The following is a 25,436-nucleotide window of genomic DNA, read 5'->3' as shown; positions in this document are numbered from 1 at the left end:
TCAGCCGGCGACGGCCTCGGCGATCGCCGCCCCGAGCTCGACGGTCGTGGCGGTGCCGCCGAGATCCGGCGTGAAGGGCGCCGCATCCGCTCCGCGGGCGAGAACGTCTTCGATCGCGGAGAGCACCGCCGCTCCGGCATCCGCGTATCCGAGATGCTCGAGCATCATGGCGCCGCACCAGATCTGCCCGATCGGGTTGGCGATCCCGCGTCCCGCGATGTCGGGGGCAGAGCCGTGCACGGGTTCGAACAGGCTGGGGAACACGCCCTCCGGGTTGATGTTCGCGCTGGGGGCGATGCCGATCGTCCCGGTGCAGGCGGGTCCGAGGTCCGACAGGATGTCGCCGAACAGGTTGCTCGCCACCACGACGTCGAACCAGTCGGGGTGCAGCACGAAGTTCGCGGTGAGGATGTCGATGTGGAACTGGTCGCGCGTCACGTCGGGGTAGTCGGCGCCGACCGCGGCGACCCGCTCGTCCCAGTACGGCATGGAGATCGAGATCCCGTTGCTCTTCGTCGCCGACGTGAGGTGCCCCGACCGCCGGGCCGCGAGGTCGTAGGCGTAGCGCAGCACGCGGTCGACGCCGGTGCGCGTCATGACGGTCTCCTGCAGCACGAACTCGCGGTCGGTGCCCTCGAACATGCGCCCGCCGATCGACGAGTACTCGCCCTCGGTGTTCTCCCGCACGACGTAGAAGTCGATGTCGCCGGGCTCACGACCCGCGAGGGGCGACACCACACCGGGCATGAGCCGGCACGGCCGCAGGTTCACGTACTGATCGAACGCGCGGCGGAACTGGATGAGGCTCCCCCACAGGCTCACGTGGTCGGGCACGACGTCGGGCCATCCGACCGCTCCGAAGTAGATCGCGTCGAAGCCGCGGAGGGTCTCGAACCAGTCCTCGGGCAGCATCCGTCCGTGCGTCTGCCAGTACGCGGCACTCGCGAAGTCGAACTCCTCGAACTCGAGCGCGATGTCGAACCGGGATGCCGCGGCGCGCAGCACGCGCAGGCCCTCGGGCATCACCTCGGTGCCGATGCCGTCGCCGGCGATCACGGCGATGCGGTGGGTGGTGGTCATGGGGGTCCTTCCGGGAGAGTGTCAAGGGCGGGGTCACGCCGGTTCAAGTCGCAGTCGGTGCCGCGCGGAAGCGCGAGGGTTCGGTTCCCGTCGCAGTTGGTGCCGCGCGGAGCCGCGAGAAGCGGCACGAAGCGCGACCGGAAGGTCGAGAGGTCGCGCCCCCGCGGCACGAAGTGCGACCGGAAGGTGGAGAGCCCAGGGCACAACGGTCACAGGACGTCGCGCTCGGCGGGATGGTGGCAGGCGACGCGATGCGTCCCGCCGTGGTCGGCGAGCTCCGGCACGACCTCGGCGCAGATCTCCGTCGCCTTCCAGCAGCGGGTGCGGAACCGGCATCCGCTCGGCGGCGACACCGGGCTCGGCACGTCTCCCGTGAGCACGATGCGCTCGCGGGCGCGCTCGGCCCGAGGGTCGGGAACCGGGATGGCCGACAGCAGCGCCTGCGTGTACGGATGCAGCGGACGCTCGTAGAGCTCGTCGACCGGCGCCTCCTCGACGAGCTTTCCGAGGTACATGACGCCGACCCGGTCGCTGAGGTGCCGCACCACCGAGAGGTCGTGCGCGATGAACAGGTAGGTCAGACCGAGGTCGCGCTGCAGGTCGTCGAGCAGGTTGAGCACTCCCGCCTGCACGCTGACGTCGAGGGCGCTGACCGGCTCGTCGAGCACGATCACCTCGGGTTCGACCGCGAGCGCGCGGGCGATGCCGATGCGCTGCCGCTGTCCGCCGGAGAACTCGTGCGGGAACCGGTCGGCGTGGGCGGGGTTCAGCCCGACCTGCGCGAGCAGCTCCTCAACCCGACGGTCCCGCGAGCCGCGGTGCAGGCCGTGGATCACGAGCGGCTCCATGAGCGTCGCCCGCACGGACTTGCGCGGGTTGAGCGAGGCGTACGGATCCTGGAACACGAACTGCACACGCCGACGCAGCCGCCGCAGACGCTCCCCCGACACCGCCGTGACGTCGTCGTCGCCGAGGCGGATCGACCCGCCGTCGCTGGGCTGCAGGCGCGCGACGCTGCGCCCGAGCGACGACTTGCCGCATCCGGACTCTCCGACGAGCCCGAACGTCTGGCCGCCGGCGATCGACAGGCTCACGTCCGACACCGCCTGCACGACGTCGCGACCACGGCCGAACAGCCCGCCGCCGACGCGGTACTCCTTGACGAGCCCGTCGACCGTGAGGCCCGTGCTTCCTGTGCGCTCCACGACGGGTGTCCCGCTCATGACGCCGCCTCCTTCTGCCACTCGTCGACCCGCACGCAGGCGGCCGTGTGCCCGGTGCCGACCGCGACCGGTGCGGGCACGCCCGTGTCGCAGAGCCCCGCGACGGCGTGCGCGCAGCGCGGTGCGAACCGGCATCCCTCGGGCCATTCCGTCGCCACAGGCGGCTGCCCCACGATCTGATACAGCCGCTCGTCGCGGGAGGACCGGCGGTCGAGCCTCGGCAGAGACGCGAGCAGACCGGCCGTGTACGGGTGCGCGGTCTCGTAGAACAGCGGATCGACGTCGGCCGTCTCGACCAGCCCGCCCGCGTACATGACCATGACCCGGTCGGCGGTGCCGGCGACCACGCCGAGGTCGTGCGTGATGAGCAGCACGGTCGTGCCGGTGCGCCGCTGCACCTCGCGCAGCACCTCGAGAACCTGTGCCTGCACCGTGACGTCGAGCGCGGTGGTCGGCTCGTCGGCGATCAGCAGGTCCGGCTCGTTCGCGATGCTCATGGCGATCATGACGCGCTGCCGCATGCCGCCGGAGAACTCGTGCGGGTAGCGGTCGACGCGCAGCTCGGGCGAGGGGATGCCGACGACGTCGAGCAGTTCCACCGCCCGGGCCCTGCGCTCGGCCGGGGTGGACCTGGGATCGTGCACGCGCACGGCCTCGATGAGCTGATCGCCCACGGTCATGACCGGGTTGAGCGCGGTGAGGGCGTCCTGGAACACGATCGCGACGTCCTTGCCGCGGATCTCGCGCAGTTCGTCGTCGGAGAGCCCCACGAGTTCGCGTCCCCGGAGCCTGATCGATCCCGTCACGACCGCCTTCTTCGGCAGCAGTCCCATGATCGCCATGGCCGTCATGGACTTGCCCGAGCCGGACTCCCCGACGATGCCCACGGTCTCACCGGTGCGCAGCACGAACGACACGCCCTCGACGGCGCGGGCCAGCCCCGCATCGGTGCGGAAGGCGATCGACACGTCCTCGACCTCGAGGAGGATCTCGGTGCCTGTATCGGCGGAGGTGCTCATAGGTTCTTCCCCTGCGGGTCGAGGGCGTCGCGCAGTCCGTCGCCGATGAAGTTGACGCAGAGCACGGTCACGAGGATGAACAGGCCGGGGAAGTACAGCAGGTACACCTGGGGCGTGCCCACGTAGCCCGCGGCCTGGCTGAGCATCGACCCCCAGCTCGTCTGCGGCGGCTGCACGCCGAACCCGAGGAAGCTCAGGGTCGACTCGGCGATGATCGATGAGGCGACGGCCAGGCTCATCGCCACGGCGATCACCCCGGCGAGATTCGGCAGCAGGTGCGACACGACGATGCGGAATCCGGAGGCGCCGATGCCGCGCGCCGCGTCGATGAAGTCCTTCTCGCGCAGCGACAGCACCTGGGCCCGCACGACCCGGGCGATGTACGTCCATCCCAGCGCCGTGAGGGCGAACACGATCGTCGTGGGCGAGGCGCCGAGCCCCTGGAGGATGACCGCGAGCAGCGCGATGGCGGGGACGATGAGGAACAGGTCGGTGACGCGCATGATGAGCTCGCCGATCCAGCCGCCGACGTATCCGGCGATCGCGCCCAGGGCCGTGCCGACGACCGTGGCGAGAAGGGCGACGGCGAGGCCGATCGCGAGGGAGATCTGCCCCGCGAAGAGGATCTCGCTGAGGTAGTCCCGCCCCAGCTCGTCGGTGCCGAGCCAGTGGGCGCCCGACGGCGGGGTGGGGCCGGTGAGCAGGTCCTGCTGGCCCTGCGGGTAGGGCGCGATCCAGCCCGCGCCGAAGCACGCGACCAGCAGGATCACGAGCACGACGAGGCTCACGACCCCGAGCCGATGTCTCAGGAAACCCTTCAGCAGCTGACGGGTGGGGGCCTTCTGCGGGTCCTGCTCCGCGAGCAGCTCCTCCCGACCGGCGATGCCTGCACCGCTCATGACAGCCTCACTCTCGGGTCGAGCACCGCGTACGCGATGTCGGCGATCAGGTTGCAGACGACGACCGCGACGGCGACCACGATCATCCAGGGCAGCAGCACGTACACGTCCCCCGCCACGAGCGACTGCAGGAACAGCCGGCCCATGCCGGGGATCGCGAAGATCTGCTCGGTCACGACGAGCCCGCCGATGAGGATCGCCGCGTCGAGCGCCACCACCGTGACGAAGGGAGCGAGCGAGTTGCGCACCGCGTGCCGCCAGATCACCTGACGCCGCGGCACGCCCTTCGCGCGGGCCGTGCGCACGTAGTCGCTCGACAGCGCGTCGAGCATGGCCGCGCGACCGAAGCGGCTCCACGACGCGACGAGCGCGATCATGAGCGCGGCGACCGGCAGCACGAGGTGTCGGAGGTAGTCGAGCGGATCGCTCTGCCCCGGGGAGTTCAGGCCGATGAAGAACAGCGGCGGCTCGCTGAGTCCGAACTGCTCCTTGGGCCACACCGCGAAGGCCTGGATGAGGATGAGACCGAACCAGAACGCGGGCATCGCGATGCCGAGGTACGACGCCCCGGTGAGGATGTTGTCGCCCAGCGAGTACTGCCGCACCGCGGAGTAGACGCTCACACCGCCCGCGATGAGCACCGCCACGAGCAGTCCCCAGAACGCGAGCTGCAGCGTCGGCCACAGCGCCTCGCCGATGAGCGGCAGCACTGCGGTTCCGGTGCGGGTGCTCAGGCCCCAGTCGCCCGTGACGAGCGACTGCAGCCACAGGAAGTACTGCTCGGGGATCGACCGATCGAGGCCCAGGCGCTCGACCTCCCGGGCGATCACCGCGGGGTCGTGCGCCTGTCGGAGCTTCGCGAGCGGGTCGAACGTCGACCGCACCGCCCAGAACAGGATGAACGAGGCGACGACGATCACCGGGATCGAGTACAGCACCCGTCGTGTGATGAACGTCAGCATCGTCGCCTCGTCTCCTGTCCAGCCGTACCGCAGCGCGGGCTCAGCCGGCCAGGCCCCACTCGGCGAGGTTCCAGAACGGACCCTCGATCGGGTTGATCTGCAGCGGTCCGCCGACCTTCTCGCTCCACAGGAGCACGTTCGGCACGGCATCCAGCGGGAGCGAGGGCACGTTCTCGGCGATGAGCTTGTCGGCTTCGTGCGAGGCTGCGATGCGGGCATCCGGGTCGACCTCGGTGTCGACCTGCGCGAGCAGGTCGTCGAGACCGGCGATGTCCGCCCGGTAGAAGTTGATGCCCGAGAAGCCGTTCGCGTCGCTGGGGATGTTCACCGAGGAGAACGTCGACGAGAGCGTGGGGTCCGGGAACGTGTCGACGAGCGCCCAGATGCCGGCCTGGAAGTCGCCCTGCGGGGCGATCGTGCCGAAGAGGTCGGCGGGCGTCACCTGGTCGATGGTCATGTCGAACCCGGCGTCCGCGAGCTGTGACTGCAGGACCTGCACCGTGAGGTCGCGGCGCTTGTTGCCGGCGAGCGTCTTGATCGAGAAGGTCGCGGTCTCGCCGCCCTTGGCCCAGACGCCGTCGCCGTCCTTCTTCCAGCCGTCGCCCGTCATCAGCTCGTCGACCTTGTCGAGGTCGAGTGTGTACTGCGAGAAGTCGTCGGAGGCGAATGGCGCGACCATCGGCGAGTTGAAGCTCTGCTGCGCCTTGTCGATGCCGAGGCTGCCGAACAGGCGCTTGACGATCGCATCGCGGTCGATCGAGTACGCCAGGGCCTGGCGCACGGCGACCGAGTCGAACGGAGTCACCGAGTTGTTCAGCCAGATCGCCTCGAGGTTGCCGCTGCGGGCGTCGACCTGGGAGCGGATGCCGGGGAGGCCTGCGTCGATCTGGGTGAGCGCGTCGAGCTGCGGCGTCGGGGCGAGCACGCTCACCTGGCCGCTCTTGAGCGCCTGGAACGCCGCGGTCGTGTCGGGCAGGAAGAGGAAGGTGACCTTGTCGAGATGCGGCTTCTCGCCCCAGTAGTTCTCGTTCGGGACGAGCGTGACCGAGGTGCCGCGGGTCCACTTCTCGATCTTCCACGGGCCGCCGCTGAAGTCGTAGCCGTCGGCCATGATCGCCGCGCGGTCCTGGCCCTCGAGGAGGTGCGCGGGCATGATGCCGTACACGCTGAAGAGGGTGCGCCAGCCGGCGTAGGCCGAGTTCAGCGTGACGACCGCGGTCGCCGGGTCGCTCGAGTCGACCGCCGTGATGCGGTCGTAGCCCGTCTTGTCGAAGATGTCGTCGCCGTCGCGGATCTGGAGCGCGGTGTAGGCGAAGTCGGCCGAGGTGATGGGCTCGCCGTCCGACCACACGGCGTCGGGGTTGATCGAGTACGTGATGGTCTGGGTGCCGTCGTCGGCGACCTCGGTCTCGGGCTCGCCGGTGACGAGATCGGACGGCACCGGCTTCCAGTCGTCGCCGTCGAGACGGGTCTGGAACACGCTCGGCATGGTCGGGATCTGCATGACGTAGGTGCCCCAGATCGATCCGCCGCATGTGGCGATCCAGTCGGCGCAGTCGGGCTCCTGCTCGGCGCCGATCACGAGCTCGCCGCCGTCGACGACCGCGACCTCGCTCGGCTCGGGCGTCGTGCCGGAGGAGCTGCACGCGGCGAGCGAGCCGACGAGGGCGGCGGCGGTGAGGGCCGCGATGACGACGCGGCGCGAAGCGGGTAGAGCGGTGCGATGACGTGATGTCGACATGGCCGGATCTCCAGTGATCGGTACGACTCGGGTGGGTGCGGAGGGTGCTGTGATGCGGGCGGTGGTCTGACTCTAGGACGGTCGAGACGAGATAGCAATACCTTTAGTCAATGTTCGTGACTATCGAACAGATCAGGCGTCCCACCGCTCGCCGCGGAGGGTGCGGCGGGCGAGATCGTGCATGCGACGCTGGTCGACGGCGGCGGCCTCCAGTCCGGTCGGCTCGTGCCCTCCCTCGAACACGTCGAGCACGACATCGCCGCCGCGGGCGCTCAGCTCGTCGACGTAGCGCTGCACCCCGACGATCGGCGTACGCGTGTCGACGTCGCCCTGATTGATCCAGACGGATGCCGTGACGTCCTCGAGGTAGGTGATGGCCGAGAACGGCTTCACGAGCTCCGGCGGCACCCACGAGCTCCACACGCTGCGGACGGCGGGGTTCATGGCCTCGATCGCCGCCGACCATTCGGCCACCGCGACGTGCGCGAGACCGCCGGCGAACAGCTCGGGCAGCCGACCGACGCTCAGCAGCGTCATGTGCCCGCCGTAGGATGCGCCCGTGATGAACGTCGTCGAGGGGTCGGCGAGGCCCTGCTCACGCAGGAAGCCGATCGCGGCCGCGACGTCGTCGATCTCCCGGTCGCCGCCGACGCCCCAGAAGCCCTCGCGGAAGTCGCGGCCGAAGGTCACGGAGCCGCGGTAGTTGAGCGAGGCGACGGCGAAGCCGGCATCCAGCCACGCCTGCGCCGACGGGTCGTAGCCGTCGACCGTCACGAGGTTCGGTCCGCCGTGGATCGTCAGCACGGTGCCGAGCGGATCGCCGTGCGAGGGCCGCGCCCACCAGAGCTGCACGCGCGTGCCGTCGGCGCTCGGCACCATGGCCGAGGCGAGCGGATGCCCGGCGGGCACGGATGCGGGTTCGATCAGCGTGACCGCACTGCCGTCGGCGGCGATCTCCTCGACGTGCAGCGGCACATCCCACGTCGATCGGACGGCGCGGATCGCCCCGCTCGGCGCGTAGTACGAGGCCCACTGGAACGGATGCAGGTCGGCGACGTCGGGGTCGGCGACGCTGCCACCCTCGGCGACGAGACGCACGGAGCCCGAGGTCTCGTCGATCTCGACCAGCCGGTGGAGGCCGTCATCGACGTGCACCGCGAGGATGCGGCCGCTCGACGAGTGCCAGTCGACGGGGATCACCTCGCCCGCGAGCTCCGGCAGGTCGTAGTCGCGGCGCTCGCCCGTGCGGACGCTCCAGATCGCGGGGCGCGAGAAGCCGGTGCGCTCGGTGTTCACGAGCAGTCGGTCGTCACCGGCATCCGCCGCGAAGCGCACCGACCGGATCGGTCCCGCAGGGAGGTCGTCGAGCGTCGCGACGGTGTCGCCCGTGGCGCCGTCGACGACCGTGACCAACGGCCGGCGGATGCCGGGGTTGTGCGCTGTGGTGTCGACCGCGACGAGGGAACCGTCGGGCGAGATCTGGCCGTACCAGGCCTCCACCGGGTTCGAGTAGACGACCCGCGGTTCCCCCCAGGGCGCGGCGGGGATCACCAGCACGTGGAAGCCGTCCTCGTCGACCACGGTCGCCACGATCGAGCGCCCGTCGTACGAGGACTCGAGGCCGCGGAGTACGTAGGGCGCGCGGCCCGGAGTGAGGGCGACGCGCTCGGACCCGTCGACCGCGATCGCGACGAGACCGCCGACCTCGGAGCCGCCGCCGTCGTCGAGATCGACCACCCAGCGGGCGTCCGACGTCAGGATCGCGCCGACGCCGACCGGGAAGGGCAGCAGGTCACCGGGGGCGTCGGGGGCACCCCAGATGCGGGCCCGGGAACCGTCCGGGTGGTTCTCGACGAGCAGGGCGAGGTCTGCGGGGCCGGGCACGGGTCGCACCGTGAGGAGGTACGGCACGGCGAAGCGCGCCTCGAGCGCCTCATCGGACGGGACTGCGGGGACCTCGAGCATCCTTGCTCCTTCTCGTCGTTCTCGCGGCACGCACTCGCGCACCGTTGCCAACGTCGTTGACTATAACAGTGGCTATCGACGTTCGGCTAGAGTCCGACCGTTGTCGACGACGCTGACAGACACGCTGACAGGCGTGGGGTACCGTGATGTCTGCGGCCGGGACCCGGTCGACCAGCGAACGGAGTTCCGATGGCGACACGCAAGGACGCGAGCCCCGCGGCGACGAAGAAGACCGCATCCGCGAAGAGCGCTCGACCGCGCCGCGCCCGCGACTCGCTCAGCCGGGACATCATCGTCGCCGCCGCCGACCGCGTCGTCGAGCGCGACGGTCTCGACCGCCTCACGTTCCAGGCGATCGGGGAGGAGCTCGGGGCGCACCCGACCTCGATCTACCGGCACTTCCGCGACAAGGACGAGCTGCTCCTCGCGCTGATCGACATGCTGCGCACCCGGTCGTACGCCGGGGCCATGGTCGCGACCGACGACTGGCTGGCCGATCTGCGCTCGCAGGCGCACCTCATCCACGACCACTACATGCGCTATCCCGAGCTCGCGCTGCAGCGGGCGCTGCGCCGCCCCACCGACTTCTCCTCCATGGAGTACTCGATCGGAGCGCTGCGTCGCGGCGGGTTCGACCGCGAGCAGGCGGCGCTGTACGCGCGCGCGCTCGGGCAGCTGATCCGCTCGGCGTCCAGCATCGAGGCCGCCCTCAGCGTGCTGCCGGCCGACGTGCAGGATGCCGATGAGCTGAGCTGGCAGATGGACCACCGTCGACTCGACCCGGCGGAGTACCCGGAGATCGCCTGGGCCGGAGACGCGCTGCCCGGCATCCGCGACCCCCGCGCTTGGGAGACCGCGCTCGACCTGCTGCTCGAGAGCATCGAGCGTCACGCCCCGGGGGCCTGACCGTCGCGCGCTAGCGAAGGAGATCTCACGCTGCGAAGGAGCATCTGCTCGGATTCCTCCTGCGGAACGTGAGATCTCCTTCGTTGCACGCGGTGGGAGTCGGACGACGGCGCGGATCAGGAAGCGGCGTCGAGGTCGTCCAGCATCCCGGCGAGGAGCTCGACCCGTTCGTGCATCGAGGCGAGCGACACCCATTCGTGGTCGGCGTGCGCACCGGCGCCGCGCGGGCCGAGTCCGTCGAGCGTCCTGGCACCGACCGCGGCCGTGAAGTTGCCGTCGGACGCACCGCCCGCCGACACCGCCTCGACCTCGGCATGACCGAGCCGCTCCGAGACCCGTCGCGCGCACGCGAGCAGCTCGGTCGACACGCTCTCCTCCATGGGCGGCCGGTTGATGCCGCCGTCCACGTCGACCCGCACGTCGGGCGTGTGGGCGCCGAGCTCCTGCATCCGCTCGTCGACGCGTTCGAGCTCGTCGAGGGTCCACGCTCGCACGTCGATGCGCAGCTCGGCGTGCTCCGGGATCACGTTCGTCACGGTGCCGGCCTGCGCGACGGTGGGACTCACGGTCGTACCCCGTTCGTCGTCGGCGAGCTCGGGCAGCGCGAGCACCTGGTGCGCGAGCTCGGCGAGCGCGCTGCGACCCTTCCACGGCTCGAGGCCGGCGTGCGCCGCGCGCCCCGTGAACGCGACCCGGTAGATGCTGCCTCCGCGGCGCGCGATCTTGAGAGCTCCGTCGAGGCTGGGCTCGAGCACGAGCACTGTGCCGACGCGGGCGGCCTCCCGCTCGATGAGACCGCGCGAGGTGATCGATCCGACCTCCTCGTCGCTCGTGAGCAGCACGGCCACCCGCTCGGGCCGCGCGACGCGTTCGAGCGCGGCGGCGAGGATCACGACGCCGGCCTTCATGTCGAACACGCCGGGCCCGGTCGCGCGGTCGCCGTCGATGCGGAACGGCCGCTCGGCGAGGGTGCCGGCGGGGAAGACCGTGTCGAGGTGCCCGATCAGGAGCACGCTCGGGTCGTCGCCTCCCGACCAGCGCAGGTGCGTGACGCCGTCGACGGTCTCGAGCACGCCGTCTCCCACGAGTGGTTCGAGCCAGGAGCGCACGAGGTCCTGCGCGGCGGCCAGGCCGGCGACATCGCCGGTCGGGGTCTCGATCGACACGAGCCGATCGAGGCGGTCGACGTCACGTGCGCTCATGCGCCCACCTCCGCGAGGAATCCGCGCAGCGCCCAGGCCGTGGCATCCGGCGCCTCCTCGGCGAGGTAGTGGTCGGCGTCGATCGCCTGCCCCACGACTCCGGGAGCGTACGACTCCCAGGTCGCGAGCACGTCGAAGCTGCGCCCCACGTAGCTGTGCGCTCCCCAGAGCGCCAGCGTGCGGCATCCGACCGTCCGGCCCGCCGCACGATCGGCGCGGTCGTGGTCGAGGTCGACGGTCGCCGCGGCACGGTAGTCGGCACCGGAGGCGTGCACGGTGTCGAGGTCGAAGCAGCGCAGGTACTCGTCGAACGCGTCGGGCAGCGCGTCCCCGTCGTGGCGTCGACCGGTGAAGCGGCTGCGCAGCCACGTCTCGCGGTCGGCGCCGATGAGCGCCTCGGGCAGGCCGTCGGCCCGGGCGAGGAAGAACCAGTGGAAGTACGCGGTCGCCATCTCACGGTCGACGTTCTCGAACATGTGCAGCGTGGGGACGATGTCGAGCACGGCGAGCGCGGTGACGGCCTCGGGATGGTCGAGGGCCAGGCGGTGACCGACGCGGCCGCCGCGGTCGTGGCCGATCACGGCGAAGGTCTCGTGTCCGAGGTGCCGCATGAGGGCGACCTGGTCCGCGGCCATGTCGCGCTTCGCGTAGGAGGCGTCACGGGGCTTGTCGGAGTCGCCGTAGCCGCGGAGGTCGGCCGCGACGACGGTGTGATCCGCGGCGAGCGCCTCGGCCACGGCATCCCACATCGCCTTCGTCTCGGGATAGCCGTGCAGCAGGAGCACGGCGGGACCGGATCCGCGGGTCTCCGCAGCGATCCGGATGCCGTCCGCCGTCGCGGAGGTCACGGTGCGTGGTGTGGTCATCATCGTCCAACCGTCGTTCTGCAAGTCAATAGCGTTGACTATAGCAATGACCAGCGGAATCTCCACCCCTCGCGTACATCTGCCGGGCACGACTTCGGAGACGGATGCCGACACGCCGGCCCCGGCATCCGGCGAGGCGGCGTGTCGTCGGGGACGTCCGAAGCTGTGCTCGCGCTCGGACGTCAGACGGCTCGGAAGGCGATCAGGGTGCAGCTCGCGCCCACCGCGAACAGGATGGGCGCCGCCACGATCCCGCACCAGAAGCTCCGCGCCGCGGCCTTGTCGGGCACGAGCGCCGCGACCACCGCCCCGATCGTCACGAGCACACCCGCGATCGCGAAGACCGGCTGCACGAAGACCCACGCGAGCGGGATGAAGTGGATGCCGACCACGGCGAGCACGAGAGGGGCAATGAGGTCCTGGCGCTTGCGACGCGTCGCCCAGATCGCCAGCCCCGCGATGGCGACGACCTCGAGCCAGAACACCACGATGTACCAGGTCGACGCCGCACCGCCCCAGACGATCGCGGTCGGGCCGTCCCAGTTGCGGATCGCCGCCGGGAGGCTGATCCCCGCGAGGGCGGCGCCGCCGAGGCTGAGCGCCCCCAGAACGACCCGCCAGATCCAGTGCTTCGGAGGCCGCTCCTGCGCCCACCCCGCCCACACAAAGGTCGCGATCCCGAAGATCGCACCGGTCATCAGGAGGTCCCGCGGGAAATCGTCGATGATCATGCGGCCAGGGTAGCCGGGCACGGCTTCGGACCCCAGAGGTCGGCGCGCCACGAGCGGTCGCTGCACGACGGCGTGTCGGATGCCGGCTCCGCAGCCGTGCCCGCCGCGCGACGCCGTCGGAACTCGCCCCGCGCAGCGCGCGGCCCGCGAAGTAGGCTGAGGTCATCATGCAAGAGTTCTGGCAGTGGGCGGGCAGCTTCTGGTGGCTCATCTTCCCGATCATGGGGATGGCCGGCGGAGCCGCGAAGGCGTGGGAGCGCGGCGCGAAGCGCCGCCACGAGCGACGCCTCGAGACCCTCCGCGTCAAGGCCGAGATCAAGACCGCGCAGCTCGAGGCGCGTAACGGCGGTCGACGCGTCGGCCCCTCGGTCGTCGACACCACGGCCGCGCCGGTCGCCTCGAACACGCTGCTCGAACGCCTGTTCACGGAACACGACGAGATCACCGCGCGCTGGCTGGACTACGAGCTCGACGTCGCGAAGCTCATCGCCTTCCCCGCCATGAGCGACGGACGTCAGCCGCTCGTCGCCGCGTTCCTGCGCGCCAAGAAGACGGCCGACGCTCTGCGTCCCGCATCCGCCGATGCCGAGGTGAGCGAACAGCGCGTGTCGGAGTACCTCGACGCGGTCGGCGCGTACGCGGTCGCCTTCGAGATCGCCGAGAAGGATGCCCGTCGACTGCGCACCACGACGTTCACCGAGCCCGAGCGCAAGCGCCTCGACCGCGCGCAGCAGCTGCTCAAGGTCGCGGTGGACGAGTCGGCGACGCAGGCCGAGCGCAACGTCGCGTACAAGCGCGTGCGCGACGAGCTCGACGGACTGATCCTCCTGAGCGACGAGGCCGTGCAGGTGCTCGAGAAGCAGGTCGCGCGCGAGCTCCCCGCCCAGCCGGCGGCCGCGGCATCCGACCCCACACCCGCAGCGGCAGAGCCCGAGCGGATCCCGGTGGCCGAGCCGAAGCAGACCCCGCCGCAGCGGACGTTCCCCGGCACCGAGGCATGACCCGCCGGACCGTCGTCCTCACCGGAGCCTCCGACGGCATCGGGGCCGCCGCCGCACGACAGCTCGCCGCCGAGGGCGGGCATCGCCTGATCCTCGTGGGCCGCTCACCCGAGAAGACGCGCGCGGTCGCCGACGAGACGGGCGCCGAGTGGTTCACCGCCGACTTCACCGTGCTCGACGACGTCCGCGCTCTTGCCGCGTCGATCGCCGAGACCGTGAGCGATGACGGCATCCACGTGCTCGCGAACAACGCGGGCGGCATCTTCGGTGACCGCGCCCCGACCGTCGACGGCTACGAGAAGACGATCCAGGTCAACCATCTCGCGCCGTTCCTGCTGACGAACCTGCTGCTGCCGCAGCTGCGCCGGGGCCGCGCCGCGATCGTCAACACCTCGAGCGTCGCCCAACGCCTCTTCGGCCGCATCGACGTCGACGACCTCGACAACGAGCGGCGCTTCAGCGCCCGGAAGGCCTACGGCGACGCGAAGCTCGCGAACGTGCTGTTCACGAAGAGCCTGCACGCGAAGTTCCACGACGAGGGGATCAGCGCCGTCGCGTTCCACCCCGGCGTCGTGAGGTCGAACTTCTCCGCCGGTTCGTCGAGCGTCATGCGCGTGCTCTACCGGACGCCGCTCAAGCACCTGCTCACCATCAGCTCCGAGAAGGGCGGCGAGACGCTGCGCTGGTTCGTCGACGGCACCCCGGGCGAGACCTGGCTCTCGGGCGAGTACTACGACGAGCGCGTGCACACCCGTCGCGTGAACCCGATGATCGAGGATGCCGCGCTCGCCGAGGCTCTGTGGCGGCGGAGCGCCGAGCTCGTCGGCATCCCGGCATCCTGAACCGCTGTCGCCGCACGCGTCACACACCCAGGATGCGGGGGTACACTGGCTCGTCGGGTCGTGTGACCCGGTCCCCCAGATGCGAGAGGCGGTGATGGCGATGTCCGGTGATAGTAGCGACGCCGCCTTCGTTGTGTCGCATCTGACGGCATCCGTGCGTTAAGCTCCGGCTCCGCACCCGCCCGTTCCGCTCGCAGCGTCGACGGCGTCTTCCGCCCCTGACGATTCCTGCGCATGCCGCCGACCCTTCGCGGCGTGCGCCTGCGAGAACGGAGGCCTCATCATGGCCCTCATCGACAACGGCGTGTACGTCCACGGACGTCGCGTGGAGACCCTGCAGCACCTCGACCAGACCGCACGCACGCTCGGCGCGGTCGGCGGCATCGCGTGGATCGGCCTGTACCGCCCGAGCCCGCAGGAGGTGGAGTCCGTCGCACGCGAGTTCGACCTGCATCCGCTCGCCGTCGAGGACGCCCTGTCGGGGCACCAGCGGTCGAAGGTCGAGCGCTACGGCGACACCCTGTTCGCGGTGCTGCGTCCGGCTCGCTACCGCGACAAGGAGGAGTCGATCGAGTTCGGCGAGCTGCACCTGTTCATCGGACCCGACTTCGTCGTGACGATCCGGCACGCCGAGTCCCCGAACCTCGCCGCCGTCCGCCGGCGCATGGAGGCGCACCCGGAGCTGCTCGCGATGGGTCCGGAGGCCGTGCTGTACGCGATCCTCGACGAGGTCGTCGACGAGTACGAGCCGATCGTGGCCGGACTCGAGAACGACATCGACGAGATCGAGGACCAGCTCTTCGGCGACAGCGACGACGACGCTCTCTCCCGTCGCATCTACCAGCTCTCGCGCGAGGTCATCGGCTTTCAGCGCGCCGTGCACCCGCTCGCCGGGATGCTGCAGTGGCTGCGCCGCGGATCCGACAAGTACCGCATCGACGAGGAGCTGCAGCGGTCGCTCCGCGACGTGCTCGACCACGTGATCCGCGTGCAGGAGAAGGTCGACTCGTTCCGGGCGATCCTCGAGAACGCGCTCACCGTGCAGTCGGCGCTCGTCGCGCGGCGGCAGTCCGAGGCGGGTCTCGCGCAGAACGACGAGATCAAGAAGATCTCCTCGTGGGCGGCGATCATCTTCGCGCCGACGCTCGTCGGCACGGTGTACGGCATGAACTTCGACGCGATGCCCGAGCTGCACTGGCAGTTCGGGTACCCGCTCGCGATCGGCGCGATGGCGGCGTTCGCGGTCGGCCTCTACGGGGTGTTCAAGTACAAGCGCTGGCTCTGACCGGCATCCCTGCCCCCGCCCTTTCTTCTCTTCGCCGAGACCCACCACCCCCGCCGAGACCCACCAGCAGCGACGTCGACAGTGGTGGGCCTCGGCGCGCATGGTGGGTCTCGGCGCGAAGGAGTTGGGGGACGGGCGGGTAGGGTCGGAGCGTGTCCGCTGAAGCAACGCCCTCCGCCGCATCCGACCTCGCCCGTCTCGCCGATCTGCTCGCGGACGCCGAGCCGCGGAACTGGGTCATCACGGGCGACTCGATCACCCACGGCCTGGTGCACACCCAGGGCGGACGCAGCTACGCGGAGCACCTGCACGAGCTGATCCGCGGCGAGCTCGGCCGCACGCGCGACATCGTCGTGAACTCGGCGATCAGCGGACACCGCATCACCGACATCCTCGACGACTTCGACCGCCGCGTCGCGACGTGGACCCCTGCCGTCGTGACGCTCATGATCGGCACGAACGACCTGTCGACGAACCCCGGAGATCCGTTCGTCGAGCCCGCAGCTTTCACCGCGTCGCTGCGCGAGTTCGTCGCCCGGGTCCGCGCGCTCGGGGCGATCCCCGTGCTGCAGACGCCGCCCTCGATCGACGTGCCGAACGCGCCGGGCCGCGATCGGATCGCCGAGTTCGCGGATGCCGTGCGCACGGCCGCCTCCACAGACGACGTCATTCTCGTCGACCAGAACGTCCGCTTCGCGGAGCTCGGTGGCGGCGGAGTGCCGTGGGGACTGATGAACGACCCGTTCCACCCGAACGCCGCCGGTCATGCGGCGCTGGCGCTCGAGCTCGCGACGGTGCTCGGCATCCGTCCCCCGGTGTCTCGCGCGTTCCCGCTGCTCGAGGCTCAGGTCCTCGCCGCCCGCCTCGCCTGACGCCCCTCCACCCCGACGCCCCATCTGAGCGTCCGCGCCCCACCTGATCGACGTCGATCAGGTGGGCGTCGGCGCGCAGGTGGGGCGTCGGTGGAGAAGGAAAGAAAAGTCGGTATTCGGTGTTGCTAAGTAGCGGTACTCAGTGTTACTTTGTACCGGTACCCAGCAACACTGAGTACTCAACCGACAGAAGGGAGCAGCTCATGGGCAAGCAGATGACCGAGATGCTCAAGGGGACCCTCGAGGGCATCGTCCTGGCGCTCCTCGCCGAGCAGCCGGCCTACGGCTACGAGATCACGGCCCGACTGCGCGACCACGGCTTCACCGACATCGCCGAGGGCACGATCTACGCGCTCCTCGTGCGGGTCGAGCAGAAGAAGCTCGTCGACGTCGAGAAGGTCCCGAGCGAGAAAGGGCCGCCCCGCAAGGTGTACTCCCTCAACCCCGCGGGCACAAAGGAGCTCGAGGAGTTCTGGACCACCTGGACCTTCCTCGCGCAGCACATCGAACAGCTGAACACCAGCACCACCACCACGAACACCACGAACAAGGAGAACTGACATGGCCGCCAAGTGGATCGAACTCATCACCGGACCGCTCGAGCAGAAGAAGCAGTACCGCGATGCCAAGAAGCGCATCGACGCCCTGCCCGAGCCCTACCGGACGGTCGCGAACGCCCAGCACCGCTACACGATGTACTACGGCGGGATCACCGACGGCGACACGCTCGTGCAGATCTTCCTCGACCTCGCCGACCTCTGGGAGCGCGCGGCCGTGGACGGCACCCCGATCGCCGACATCGTCGGAGACGACCCCGTCGAGTACGCCGAGAGCTACGCCGAGGCGTACGGCGGCACGCAGTGGGTCGACAAGGAGCGCGCACGCCTCATCGAGGCCGTGGACGACGCGAAGAAGAAGGAGAACCGATCATGACCACCACCACCTCCGCGGCGATCAGCGTCCGCGGCATCGAGAAGTCCTACAAGGACGTCGCCGTGCTGCGCGGCGTCGACTTCGAGGTCGAGAAGGGGTCGATCTTCGCCCTGCTCGGCTCGAACGGCGCCGGCAAGACCACGATGGTCCGCATCCTCTCCACCCTCCTGCGAGCGGATGCCGGAGCGGCGGCCGTGCAGGGATTCGACGTCGCCGCCGAACCCCTGCGGGTCCGCGAATCGATCAGCCTCACGGGGCAGTTCGCCGCGGTCGACGAGATCCTCACCGGACGCGAGAACCTCGTGCTCGTCGCGAAGCTCCGGCATCTTCCGCACCCGCAGAAGGTCGCCGACGAGCTGCTCGCGACGTTCCGGCTGACGGATGCCGGCAGCCGCAGGGCCGGCACGTACTCCGGCGGCATGCGGCGGCGCCTCGACATCGCCATGAGCCTCGTCGGGCACCCCGAGGTCATCTACCTCGACGAGCCCACCACCGGTCTCGACCCGGAAGCCCGCATCGAGGTGTGGGACGTCGTGAAGCGACTCGCCGACTCCGGCACGACGGTCCTGCTCACGACGCAGTACCTCGACGAGGCCGAGCAGCTCGCCGACCGCATCGCGATCCTGCACCAGGGCCGCACCATCGCGAACGGCACGCTCGCCGAGCTCAAGGCCCTGCTGCCGCCGGCACAGGTCGAGTACGTCGAGAAGCAGCCCACCCTCGAGGAGATCTTCCTCACCCTCATCGGCCCGTCCGCGCACGACGCAGACGCCGCGCACGACACAGACAAGGAGACCGCAGCATGAGCACGCACTTCGTCGCCGACACCGCGACGCTCACCGGCCGCTCGATGCGGCACATCTTCCGCAGCCCCGACACGATCATCACGACCGCGGTCACCCCGATCGCGCTGATGCTCCTGTTCGTGTACGTCTTCGGAGGGGCGCTGCGCACCAGCACCGGCTCCGAGAACTACGTGAACTACCTGCTCCCCGGCATCCTGCTGATCGCGATCGCGTCGGGCATCGCCTACACGGCGTTCCGACTGTTCACCGACATGCAGAGCGGCATCTTCGAGCGCTTCCACTCCATGCCGATCGCGCGGTCGAGCGTCCTCTGGGCGCACGTGCTGACGTCGCTCACGGCGAACGCCATCACTCTCGCGATCATCTTCGGGGTCGGATTCGCCATGGGGTTCCGCACCGGGGCCGGGGTGCTCGCGTGGCTCGGCGCCATCGGCATCCTGCTGCTGTTCACGCTGGCGCTCACCTGGCTCGCGATCATCGCGGGACTCAGCGCCAAGACCGTCGACGGGGCGAGCGCGTTCTCGTATCCGCTGATCTTCCTGCCGTTCATCAGCTCGGCGTTCGTGCCCACCGACACGATGCCCGGCCCGGTGCGCTGGTTCGCCGAGAACCAGCCGGTCACGTCGATCGTCAACACGATCCAGGCGCTGTTCGCCGAGCAGCCCGTCGGGAACGACATCTGGGTCGCCCTCGCCTGGTGCATCGGCATCCTGGTCGTCGCGTACGTGTTCGCGACCATCGTGTACAGGAAGAAGATCTCTTGACCTCGCCCAGCGAGACGGAACGCTCCGCCCGGACCCCGCGTCCGGTCGGGGCGTTTCGCCGCGCTCGGCGGGCGACGGAATCGGATGCTGGTGCGTCCACCTCGCACGAGGCGACGGACGGGCGGGATACCGGGGCTACCGCAGCGCGAGCGGCCCGAGCACGACGCGCTGCCGCGTGCGCACCCACACGGCCCCGTCGGCGCGACGCTCGGCCCTGGTCGCGAAGCGGTACCGGTACGACACGGCCCGCACCCACCGCGGCGCCGTGCCGTCGAACGGATCGGTGCGCAGCAGCGCGAGCGTCGCGGGGTCGGCTTCGAGCAGCCGCAGCAGGAACACGGTGAACCAGTCGTCGAGCGACCGCCCGAGCGGCAGGAACCACATCAGCCAGTCGAGGCGCAGGTGGTACGGAGCGAACTGCCCCGGTACCCGGTGCACGTCGCCCGGCTTGCCGCGGAACCCGTACTCGCGCCAGTCCTCGCCCTCGGCATCCGCTGCGCCCTCGACGACGATCTCGATGCGCTCCTTCGTCACCGTGCCGAACGCCCCGTAGGCGTTGCCGATCTGCCACCGGTTGAAGCTCGCGTTCATGAGCTGGCGGCGCGCGACGAGGTTGCGCAGCGCCGGCCAGCTGAGAGCGACCACGAGCAGGCCGACGGCGGCCGTGATCACGAACCAGTACAGCGGGATGCCGGGCCACGACGCACCCGTGACCTCCGGCGCCCCGATGCCGGGAACACCGACCGCCGAGAACGCGATCAAGATCGTCACCCAGTTCAACCACGCGAAGTTGCCCGTGACGACGAGCCACACCTGCGTCGCGATCATGATCCCCGCGGCGGCCGTCCCCACGATCTGCGGCCACGGGGACTCGATCCACACCGAGAGCAGCGAGGCGAACACGAAGAACGGCACGATCAGCTGCGCGATGTGATTGCCCACGACCTCGACGCGATGGAACCATCGGGGCAGCAGGTGCGCCTGGCGACTCAGCGGGCCCGGCATCGGCTGCGTCTCGTGGTGGTACATGAGCGCCGTGAGGTCGCGCCACTCGCGTCCGCCGCGGATCTTGATCATCCCCGCGCCGAACTCCATCCGGAACAGCAGCCACCAGAACAGCACGATCACGACCGTGGGCGGCGGCTGGTCCTGCGAGCCGAGGAACGCCGCGAGGAACCCCGCCTCCAGCAGCAGCATCTCCCAGCCGAACGAGTAGAACGTCTGCCCGATGCTGACGATCGACATGTAGCCGAGCCACAGCGCGAGGAACGCGATCATCGGCACCCACGGCGGGCCGAGCTGCGGGATGCCGGCGACGACGAGCGCCGCGACCGCCATGCCGCACCAGCACAGGGCGACGAGACGGCGGTCGGTGTAGCGGATTCGAAGGAAGAGCGTCGGATGCAGCATCCGCCGCCTCGACGGCGTGTCGCCGACCCAGTCGAGCAGCACGGGAGCCGGGAGCAGACCGCGCTCGCCCAGCAGGGGCCGGAACTGGTTCAGGCTCGACAGGAACGCCACGAGATACAGCGCCGCGATGCCCCGCTGCAGGACCTCGCGGGCGAACCCGAAGTCGACCGCCGCGAACCCGTCCACGCGCACAGGCTACGCCCCGCGGCATCCGAGCCGGAGGGGGTTGCGGCCGCTCCGCTCGGTCGTTGAGCGAGGAGCGCAGCGACGAGACGAAACGTCGTCCGTGATTCCGACGCGTTTCGTCTCGCTCCGCTCGCTCAACGACCGAGAGGCTCCGCTCGCTCAACGACCGGGCGTCCTGGTCACACCGACCGCAGAGCCGTGGTCGGCGACAGTCGCGCCGCGCTGATCGCCGGGTACATCCCCGCGACCACGCCGACCACGAGCGCGATCACCGGACCGCCGATCAGCACCTCGACCGGGATGCTGACCGCTTGGCCCTGCACGGCCGCGTACCCCACCACGGCGAGCGCTCCGCACGCGACGCCCGCGAGACCGCCCAGCCCGCCGAGCACGATCGCCTCGCCCACGAACTGCCCGGCGATCTGGCCGGATCGGGCGCCGAGCGCGCGCCGCAGCCCGATCTCGCCCCGTCGCTCCAGCACCGCGACGACCATGGTGTTCGCGATGCCGATGCCTCCGACGAGCAGAGCGATCGCGGCGAGGCCGACCGCGAGACCCGACAGCGAGTCGACCGCGGTCTCCCGCGCCCCGGCGAGGTCTCCGAGGCCCATGACCTGTACGTAGTCGGAGTTCGGGTTCGCCGCCCTGGCCACCGCCGAGCGGACATCCTTCCCGGTGTCGGCGTCGGCCATCCGCACGTACAGCGCCGCGATGACCTCGTCCTTGCCGTCCGACACATGCTCGGCGGCCCAGCGGTCGCCGAGGAACGCGCTCGAGTCGATGCTCTCGGCGAGTCCGGCCGAGTCGAGGATGCCGATGACGGTGTACCACTGCTCGCCGATCCACACCCGCACGCCCGGCTCGGTGATGCCCATGCGGGCCGCGGCCGCCGATCCGAGCACCGTGACCGGCAGGGAGCGCGTCGTGTCGTCGAACCAGTCGCCCCACGCGACCGCGCCCTCGACCGAGGACAGGAAGTCCGGGTCGGCGGCGTAGGCCGTGAGCCCGTTGCCCTGGCTCGTCGGGATCAGGTCGTTGCGGTAGACGCCGATGCCCTCGGGCACCTGGGTCAGCACGCCGACCTGTTCGACCCCGTCGATGCGCCCGATCATCCCCTCGGCCGTGTCGGGGATCGGAACGGGCTTGTCGTCCGGCCCGTACCCCGGCTGCACCACGAGCATGTCGGCCCCGAGGGCGTCGAGGTCGGCGAGCAGCTGCGCCTGGTTCGACGCCGCGATCCCCGTGATCGCCGTGAGCGCCGCGATGCCCACCGCCACGCCGAGTGCCGACAGCGCGGTGCGCATGCGGCGGCTGCGCGGACCGATCAGCGCGGTGCTGATGCTGTCGGCGAGGCTCAGCCGCGGCATCCGTCCTCGTCCGTCCCGCTGCGGACCGCTCATCGGACGACCTCCCTCAGGGTCGCGAGTCCGGTGTCGTCGAGGATCCGTCCGTCCTGGATGCGCACCTGGCGGTCGGTCCGCTCGGCGATGTGCTGGTCATGCGTGATGATCACCACTGCCGTACCCGCATCCGCGATCGACGTGAGGAGTTCGAGGATGCGCTCGCCCGTGTGCGAGTCCAGCGCGCCCGTGGGCTCGTCGGCGAACAGCACGGTGGGCCGTCCGACGATCGCCCGCGCGATTGCGACGCGCTGCTGCTCGCCCCCGGAGAGCTGACCCGGGCGATGCGTCATCCGCGCGCCGAGTCCCACCCGCTCGAGCGCGTCGGCAGCGCGACGTGCCCGCTCGGCGGCCGGCACTCCGGCGTACAGCAGACCCAGCGCGACGTTGTCGAGCGCACTGAGCGCCGGCAGCAGGAAGAACTGCTGGAACACGAACCCGATCCGCCGCGCCCGCAGCGCCGCCCGCTCCCGTTCCGAGAGCGCCGCGACGTCGGTGCCGTCGATCAGCACTGTGCCACGGGTCGGAGCATCCAGGGTGCCCATGATCGCGAGCATCGTGCTCTTGCCCGACCCCGACGCCCCGACGACCGACACGAGCTCGCCGTCGTGGATCGCGAGGTCGATGCCGTGCAGCACCCGCATGGGCGGATCGCCCGGGTACTCCTTCACGACCTCGCGCAGTTCGACGACGACCTCGGGGGCATCGACCACGATCTCCGGCTGCACCGGATCGGTCATCACGGCGCCACCACCACGTCGTCACCCGCGGCGAGATCCCCGCCGACCACCTGCACGCGCGAATCGGCGATCAGGCCGATCTCGACGGCCACCCGCTCGATCTCGCCCTTCGCACGCCGCACGTCGACCGCGTACCCGCCGTCGACCGTCGCGACCAGTGCGGTCACCGGTACGACCAGCGCGTCGGCGATCTCCGAGGTCGCGATCAGCACCTTGACCGCCCGCTGCCCGAGTCCCTGAGCGACCGCGGGGTCGTCGAGGTCCACGGTCGCGGAGGCCTTGGTCGTCTCGCCTTCCTTCTCCGTCGGCTGCCCGCCCGGGTCGATCGCCGTCACCGAGGCCGGCGTCTCGGTGCCGTCGGGCAGGACCACCGTCACGACGGTGCCGGGTACGATCTCCCGCGCCTGCGCATCGGTGAGCTTCGCGACGACTCTCAGCGCCGTACTGGTGTAACTGAGCGGGCTCGTCGACGCAGGATCTCCCAGCTTCGCCGTCACGCCGTCGATCCGCACCGAGGTCGCCGAGACCGCGACGACGTCGCCGAGCGCGACGACCCCGGTCTGCGGGAGGCCGAGCTTCTTCTGCCAGGCCTTGACCCGGGCCTCGGTGACGGCCGTGAACTCGTCGTCGATAGTGAGGTTCGCGCCGAAGCCGAGATCGGCGAGCGCCTGCTCGAGCTGCCGCACGTCGGGGCCGTCGTCGATCCCCGGGCCGAGATCCCGCCAGAACGGACGATCACCGCGGACGGCGATCACCGGCCGACCGTCGACCTCGTACAGCTGCCCGCCGACGGAGATCACGTCGCCCGTCTTCGGCAGACCCGTGACGGTCCCACCGCGCCCCGGCACGTCGATCGCGTCGCCGTAGCTGAGATTGCCGTTGAGCCGGAGGTCCGAGGTGAGGGTCGTGAGCTCGGCCTTCACCGTCACGGGATCCTCCGTCTTCGGCGTCTCCGCCGAGGAGCTCCACGGCTGCAGCACCGCGACCCCGACTCCGGCGGCGACGAGCAGGACGGCGACCGGTGCGAGCACCCAGGCCAGTCGCCGGCTCACTCCGATCCCTCCGCGGGCAGCGTCGTCGCCGACATCACGGAGTTCTCGAAGAACTCGCCGATCAGCGCCCACCAGTCGAAGTCGAGCGCCTCGACGCTCTCCATGCTCACCATGGGTGGCATGGCCGTCTCGTCGTCCGGGTCGGTGCACGCCTCGAGCAGCGACCGTGCCTCGTCCTCGGTGAAACCGGCCGGCAGCTCCAGCATCCCCTCGGAATCGGGGTCCGCGAAGTCGGTGAACCCGTTCTCCCGCGCGCAGGACGCGAACTCGAGGCCTGCGGCGATCATCTCCTCGGGGTCGATGCGCATGGCCTCGACCCCCGCCATGTCGGGCGCGGGCTGCTCGAACTCCGGCACCTCCTCCTCGCACGTCGACCACGCCTCCCGCTGGCCGCCCTCCTCGGAGTACGCGTCGGCCTCGGTCGCGGCCATCCAGGTGCCGTCCTCGTCGGCGAACACCATGCTCATACCCACCGACGCGCCGTCGCCCGCGTCGAGCGAGATGCTCGCACTGTCATCGGCCGCCCCGGTCGTGCCGTCATCGGGCAGGAGGAGGCCGACCATGCCGCCCCCCAGGATCTTCGCCGTCTGCCCCTCTCCTTCGAGACAGGTGACGAACCGCTTCGCCGCCGCCTCGTCGACTCCGTCGTCGGCCTTGTCCGATGACGGCGCGCCTGCGCACGACGCCAGAGCCGCGACGGTCAGCAGCACCGTCGTGACCGCCAGGGACCGCTGGGTTCTCGTGTTCCGCATGATTCTCCCTTCCGCGTCGCGGCGGTTCCGCGACCCGCAGTCAGTTCTATGGAGCCGATGGTTTGCTGTCGGTATGACCCCGCCTAACCCGCGCCTAACCGCCGACGCCGCATCCTGGGTGCCGGAGGATGCGATGCGGCTGCTGCTGGTGGAAGACGAGGTCGACCTGGCCGACGCGCTGGCCGAGGGCCTGCGCCGGGAGGGCTATCTCGTCGACGTCGCGCGCGACGGCGCGAGCGCGCTGGCGGCAGCCGCAGCATCCGACGTCGACGTGATCCTGCTCGATCGCGACCTGCCGATCCTGAGCGGTGACGCCGTGTGCCGCACGCTCGTGTCGCAGGGATACCCCGCGCGGATCCTCATGCTCACGGCCGCCGGCACGCTCGACGATCGTGTCGCCGGTCTCGACCTCGGCGCCGACGACTACCTCGCGAAGCCCTTCGCCTACGTGGAGCTGCTCGCCCGGATCCGCGCGCTCGGCCGACGAACGGGGGCGGATCGATCGCGGGCCGTGCTCGAGCACTCCGGTGTGCGCGTCGACGTCGTGCGCCGGGTCGCGGAGCGCGACGGCGCACCGCTGCGGCTCACCCTGAAGGAGTTCGGGGTGCTCGAGACCCTGCTCGCCGCGCAGGGCGGCTACGTGAGCGCCGACGACCTGCTCGATGAGGTCTGGGACGAGCCGCAGGAGCGCACTCGCGGGGTCGTGAAGATCGTCGTGCACACGCTACGGCGGAAGCTGGGGTCACCCGCGGTGATCCACTCCGCCGCCGGGCACGGATATCGAGTGGGAGAGCTATGA

The 25,436-nt window shown here is 70.4% G+C and carries 25 protein-coding genes; 10 read left to right on the top strand and 15 right to left on the bottom strand.

Translation table 11 applies throughout. The annotated features are described in order from the left end of the window. From ACIPY8_RS01410 to ACIPY8_RS01380, 7 genes are all read right to left on the bottom strand, one after another. Entirely contained in the window at window positions 1-1,080 is a 1,080-nt protein-coding gene (locus ACIPY8_RS01410; protein ID WP_400814144.1) for a tartrate dehydrogenase, read from the bottom strand. Window positions 1,081-1,289: 209 nt separating this feature from the next. After that, on the bottom strand, window positions 1,290-2,303 hold the full coding sequence (locus ACIPY8_RS01405) for an ABC transporter ATP-binding protein (protein ID WP_400814141.1): 1,014 nt from the start codon (window positions 2,301-2,303) through the stop codon (window positions 1,290-1,292). Then, window positions 2,300-3,322 carry an ABC transporter ATP-binding protein gene (locus tag ACIPY8_RS01400; RefSeq protein ID WP_400814138.1) on the bottom strand — a complete coding sequence of 341 codons (1,023 nt, stop codon included), beginning with the start codon at window positions 3,320-3,322 and terminating at the stop codon, window positions 2,300-2,302. Before ACIPY8_RS01400 ends, ACIPY8_RS01405 begins: the two co-directional genes overlap by 4 nt. Then, on the bottom strand, window positions 3,319-4,221 hold the full coding sequence (locus tag ACIPY8_RS01395; protein ID WP_400814136.1) for an ABC transporter permease: 903 nt from the start codon (window positions 4,219-4,221) through the stop codon (window positions 3,319-3,321). Before ACIPY8_RS01395 ends, ACIPY8_RS01400 begins: the two co-directional genes overlap by 4 nt. After that, entirely contained in the window at window positions 4,218-5,183 is a 966-nt protein-coding gene (locus ACIPY8_RS01390) for an ABC transporter permease (RefSeq protein WP_400814134.1), read from the bottom strand. Before ACIPY8_RS01390 ends, ACIPY8_RS01395 begins: the two co-directional genes overlap by 4 nt. Before the next feature lie 40 nt (window positions 5,184-5,223). Beyond that, a complete protein-coding gene (locus ACIPY8_RS01385; protein WP_400814131.1) occupies window positions 5,224-6,924 on the bottom strand; it encodes an ABC transporter substrate-binding protein in 1,701 nt (566 codons plus the stop codon). A gap of 132 nt (window positions 6,925-7,056) precedes the next feature. Beyond that, window positions 7,057-8,889 carry a prolyl oligopeptidase family serine peptidase gene (locus tag ACIPY8_RS01380; protein WP_400814129.1) on the bottom strand — a complete coding sequence of 611 codons (1,833 nt, stop codon included), beginning with the start codon at window positions 8,887-8,889 and terminating at the stop codon, window positions 7,057-7,059. Between the two features lie 189 nt (window positions 8,890-9,078). Here ACIPY8_RS01380 and ACIPY8_RS01375 point away from each other — a divergent pair, with 189 nt between their 5' ends. Continuing rightward, window positions 9,079-9,795 carry a TetR/AcrR family transcriptional regulator gene (locus ACIPY8_RS01375; protein ID WP_400814127.1) on the top strand — a complete coding sequence of 239 codons (717 nt, stop codon included), beginning with the start codon at window positions 9,079-9,081 and terminating at the stop codon, window positions 9,793-9,795. A 116-nt stretch (window positions 9,796-9,911) separates the two neighbouring features. Here ACIPY8_RS01375 and ACIPY8_RS01370 read toward each other — a convergent pair whose 3' ends face one another. The 3 genes from ACIPY8_RS01370 to ACIPY8_RS01360 form a co-directional block, all read right to left on the bottom strand. Further along, the gene (locus ACIPY8_RS01370) at window positions 9,912-10,997 is read right to left on the bottom strand and encodes a M20 family metallopeptidase (RefSeq protein ID WP_400814125.1); all 1,086 of its coding nucleotides are present in this window, start codon (window positions 10,995-10,997) and stop codon (window positions 9,912-9,914) included. Further along, window positions 10,994-11,863 (bottom strand): alpha/beta fold hydrolase, encoded by an 870-nt coding sequence (locus ACIPY8_RS01365; protein WP_400814123.1) that lies wholly within the window; start codon window positions 11,861-11,863, stop codon window positions 10,994-10,996. Before ACIPY8_RS01365 ends, ACIPY8_RS01370 begins: the two co-directional genes overlap by 4 nt. Window positions 11,864-12,045: 182 nt before the next feature. Beyond that, complete coding sequence (locus ACIPY8_RS01360; RefSeq protein WP_400814122.1) at window positions 12,046-12,594, bottom strand: hypothetical protein; 549 nt, start codon at window positions 12,592-12,594, stop codon at window positions 12,046-12,048. 167 nt (window positions 12,595-12,761) lie between these two features. Here ACIPY8_RS01360 and ACIPY8_RS01355 point away from each other — a divergent pair, with 167 nt between their 5' ends. The 8 genes from ACIPY8_RS01355 (at window position 12,762) to ACIPY8_RS01320 (ending at window position 19,097) form a co-directional block, all read left to right on the top strand. Further along, window positions 12,762-13,595, top strand: a complete 834-nt coding sequence (locus ACIPY8_RS01355; protein ID WP_400814120.1) for a hypothetical protein — start codon at window positions 12,762-12,764, stop codon at window positions 13,593-13,595. After that, window positions 13,592-14,437 carry an SDR family NAD(P)-dependent oxidoreductase gene (locus ACIPY8_RS01350; RefSeq protein ID WP_400814118.1) on the top strand — a complete coding sequence of 282 codons (846 nt, stop codon included), beginning with the start codon at window positions 13,592-13,594 and terminating at the stop codon, window positions 14,435-14,437. The genes ACIPY8_RS01355 and ACIPY8_RS01350 overlap by 4 nt, the downstream gene beginning before the upstream one ends. 283 nt (window positions 14,438-14,720) lie before the next feature. Beyond that, a complete protein-coding gene (gene corA / locus ACIPY8_RS01345; RefSeq protein ID WP_400814116.1) occupies window positions 14,721-15,722 on the top strand; it encodes a magnesium/cobalt transporter CorA in 1,002 nt (333 codons plus the stop codon). Between the two features lie 152 nt (window positions 15,723-15,874). Next, the gene (locus ACIPY8_RS01340; RefSeq protein WP_400814114.1) at window positions 15,875-16,594 is read left to right on the top strand and encodes an SGNH/GDSL hydrolase family protein; all 720 of its coding nucleotides are present in this window, start codon (window positions 15,875-15,877) and stop codon (window positions 16,592-16,594) included. A 203-nt stretch (window positions 16,595-16,797) separates the two neighbouring features. Continuing rightward, complete coding sequence (locus tag ACIPY8_RS01335; RefSeq protein ID WP_400814112.1) at window positions 16,798-17,154, top strand: PadR family transcriptional regulator; 357 nt, start codon at window positions 16,798-16,800, stop codon at window positions 17,152-17,154. 1 nt (window position 17,155) lies between these two features. Continuing rightward, window positions 17,156-17,527 (top strand): DUF1048 domain-containing protein, encoded by a 372-nt coding sequence (locus ACIPY8_RS01330; RefSeq protein WP_050722983.1) that lies wholly within the window; start codon window positions 17,156-17,158, stop codon window positions 17,525-17,527. Next, a complete protein-coding gene (locus ACIPY8_RS01325) occupies window positions 17,524-18,333 on the top strand; it encodes an ABC transporter ATP-binding protein (RefSeq protein ID WP_400814110.1) in 810 nt (269 codons plus the stop codon). The genes ACIPY8_RS01330 and ACIPY8_RS01325 overlap by 4 nt, the downstream gene beginning before the upstream one ends. Beyond that, window positions 18,330-19,097: an ABC transporter permease gene (locus tag ACIPY8_RS01320; RefSeq protein ID WP_400814108.1), complete on the top strand. Its 768-nt coding sequence runs from the start codon at window positions 18,330-18,332 to the stop codon at window positions 19,095-19,097. Before ACIPY8_RS01325 ends, ACIPY8_RS01320 begins: the two co-directional genes overlap by 4 nt. Window positions 19,098-19,232: 135 nt before the next feature. Here ACIPY8_RS01320 and ACIPY8_RS01315 read toward each other — a convergent pair whose 3' ends face one another. The 5 genes from ACIPY8_RS01315 to ACIPY8_RS01295 form a co-directional block, all read right to left on the bottom strand. After that, on the bottom strand, window positions 19,233-20,693 hold the full coding sequence (locus tag ACIPY8_RS01315; protein WP_400814107.1) for a lipase maturation factor family protein: 1,461 nt from the start codon (window positions 20,691-20,693) through the stop codon (window positions 19,233-19,235). Window positions 20,694-20,872: 179 nt separating this feature from the next. Then, window positions 20,873-22,093 carry an ABC transporter permease gene (locus tag ACIPY8_RS01310; RefSeq protein WP_400814104.1) on the bottom strand — a complete coding sequence of 407 codons (1,221 nt, stop codon included), beginning with the start codon at window positions 22,091-22,093 and terminating at the stop codon, window positions 20,873-20,875. Further along, on the bottom strand, window positions 22,090-22,833 hold the full coding sequence (locus tag ACIPY8_RS01305; protein ID WP_400814102.1) for an ABC transporter ATP-binding protein: 744 nt from the start codon (window positions 22,831-22,833) through the stop codon (window positions 22,090-22,092). The genes ACIPY8_RS01310 and ACIPY8_RS01305 overlap by 4 nt, the downstream gene beginning before the upstream one ends. Further along, window positions 22,833-23,885, bottom strand: coding sequence for a peptidoglycan-binding protein (locus ACIPY8_RS01300; protein ID WP_400814100.1), 1,053 nt, complete (start codon window positions 23,883-23,885; stop codon window positions 22,833-22,835). Before ACIPY8_RS01300 ends, ACIPY8_RS01305 begins: the two co-directional genes overlap by 1 nt. Then, a complete protein-coding gene (locus ACIPY8_RS01295; protein WP_400814099.1) occupies window positions 23,882-24,637 on the bottom strand; it encodes a hypothetical protein in 756 nt (251 codons plus the stop codon). The genes ACIPY8_RS01300 and ACIPY8_RS01295 overlap by 4 nt, the downstream gene beginning before the upstream one ends. Window positions 24,638-24,770: 133 nt before the next feature. On the opposite strand from ACIPY8_RS01295, the gene ACIPY8_RS01290 reads away from it, so the two are divergent. Then, the gene (locus ACIPY8_RS01290) at window positions 24,771-25,436 is read left to right on the top strand and encodes a response regulator transcription factor (RefSeq protein WP_400817612.1); all 666 of its coding nucleotides are present in this window, start codon (window positions 24,771-24,773) and stop codon (window positions 25,434-25,436) included.

Origin of the sequence: Microbacterium sp. NPDC089696 (assembly GCF_044749125.1) — a bacterium.
Taxonomy (GTDB): domain Bacteria; phylum Actinomycetota; class Actinomycetes; order Actinomycetales; family Microbacteriaceae; genus Microbacterium.
This window is presented reverse-complemented; position numbering and strand designations above follow the sequence as displayed.

Bases quoted from the DNA above. Each gene is read 5' to 3' on its own strand.
- ACIPY8_RS01410 (WP_400814144.1), bottom strand. From the start codon at position 1,080: ATGACCACCACCCACCGCATCGCCGTGATCGCCGGCGACGGCATCGGC.
- ACIPY8_RS01405 (WP_400814141.1), bottom strand. From the start codon at position 2,303: ATGAGCGGGACACCCGTCGTGGAGCGCACAGGAAGCACGGGCCTCACG.
- ACIPY8_RS01400 (WP_400814138.1), bottom strand. From the start codon at position 3,322: ATGAGCACCTCCGCCGATACAGGCACCGAGATCCTCCTCGAGGTCGAG.
- ACIPY8_RS01395 (WP_400814136.1), bottom strand. From the start codon at position 4,221: ATGAGCGGTGCAGGCATCGCCGGTCGGGAGGAGCTGCTCGCGGAGCAG.
- ACIPY8_RS01390 (WP_400814134.1), bottom strand. From the start codon at position 5,183: ATGCTGACGTTCATCACACGACGGGTGCTGTACTCGATCCCGGTGATC.
- ACIPY8_RS01385 (WP_400814131.1), bottom strand. From the start codon at position 6,924: ATGTCGACATCACGTCATCGCACCGCTCTACCCGCTTCGCGCCGCGTC.
- ACIPY8_RS01380 (WP_400814129.1), bottom strand. From the start codon at position 8,889: ATGCTCGAGGTCCCCGCAGTCCCGTCCGATGAGGCGCTCGAGGCGCGC.
- ACIPY8_RS01375 (WP_400814127.1), top strand. From the start codon at position 9,079: ATGGCGACACGCAAGGACGCGAGCCCCGCGGCGACGAAGAAGACCGCA.
- ACIPY8_RS01370 (WP_400814125.1), bottom strand. From the start codon at position 10,997: ATGAGCGCACGTGACGTCGACCGCCTCGATCGGCTCGTGTCGATCGAG.
- ACIPY8_RS01365 (WP_400814123.1), bottom strand. From the start codon at position 11,863: ATGACCACACCACGCACCGTGACCTCCGCGACGGCGGACGGCATCCGG.
- ACIPY8_RS01360 (WP_400814122.1), bottom strand. From the start codon at position 12,594: ATGATCATCGACGATTTCCCGCGGGACCTCCTGATGACCGGTGCGATC.
- ACIPY8_RS01355 (WP_400814120.1), top strand. From the start codon at position 12,762: ATGCAAGAGTTCTGGCAGTGGGCGGGCAGCTTCTGGTGGCTCATCTTC.
- ACIPY8_RS01350 (WP_400814118.1), top strand. From the start codon at position 13,592: ATGACCCGCCGGACCGTCGTCCTCACCGGAGCCTCCGACGGCATCGGG.
- corA (WP_400814116.1), top strand. From the start codon at position 14,721: ATGGCCCTCATCGACAACGGCGTGTACGTCCACGGACGTCGCGTGGAG.
- ACIPY8_RS01335 (WP_400814112.1), top strand. From the start codon at position 16,798: ATGGGCAAGCAGATGACCGAGATGCTCAAGGGGACCCTCGAGGGCATC.
- ACIPY8_RS01330 (WP_050722983.1), top strand. From the start codon at position 17,156: ATGGCCGCCAAGTGGATCGAACTCATCACCGGACCGCTCGAGCAGAAG.
- ACIPY8_RS01325 (WP_400814110.1), top strand. From the start codon at position 17,524: ATGACCACCACCACCTCCGCGGCGATCAGCGTCCGCGGCATCGAGAAG.
- ACIPY8_RS01320 (WP_400814108.1), top strand. From the start codon at position 18,330: ATGAGCACGCACTTCGTCGCCGACACCGCGACGCTCACCGGCCGCTCG.
- ACIPY8_RS01310 (WP_400814104.1), bottom strand. From the start codon at position 22,093: ATGAGCGGTCCGCAGCGGGACGGACGAGGACGGATGCCGCGGCTGAGC.
- ACIPY8_RS01305 (WP_400814102.1), bottom strand. From the start codon at position 22,833: ATGACCGATCCGGTGCAGCCGGAGATCGTGGTCGATGCCCCCGAGGTC.
- ACIPY8_RS01295 (WP_400814099.1), bottom strand. From the start codon at position 24,637: ATGCGGAACACGAGAACCCAGCGGTCCCTGGCGGTCACGACGGTGCTG.
- ACIPY8_RS01290 (WP_400817612.1), top strand. From the start codon at position 24,771: ATGCGGCTGCTGCTGGTGGAAGACGAGGTCGACCTGGCCGACGCGCTG.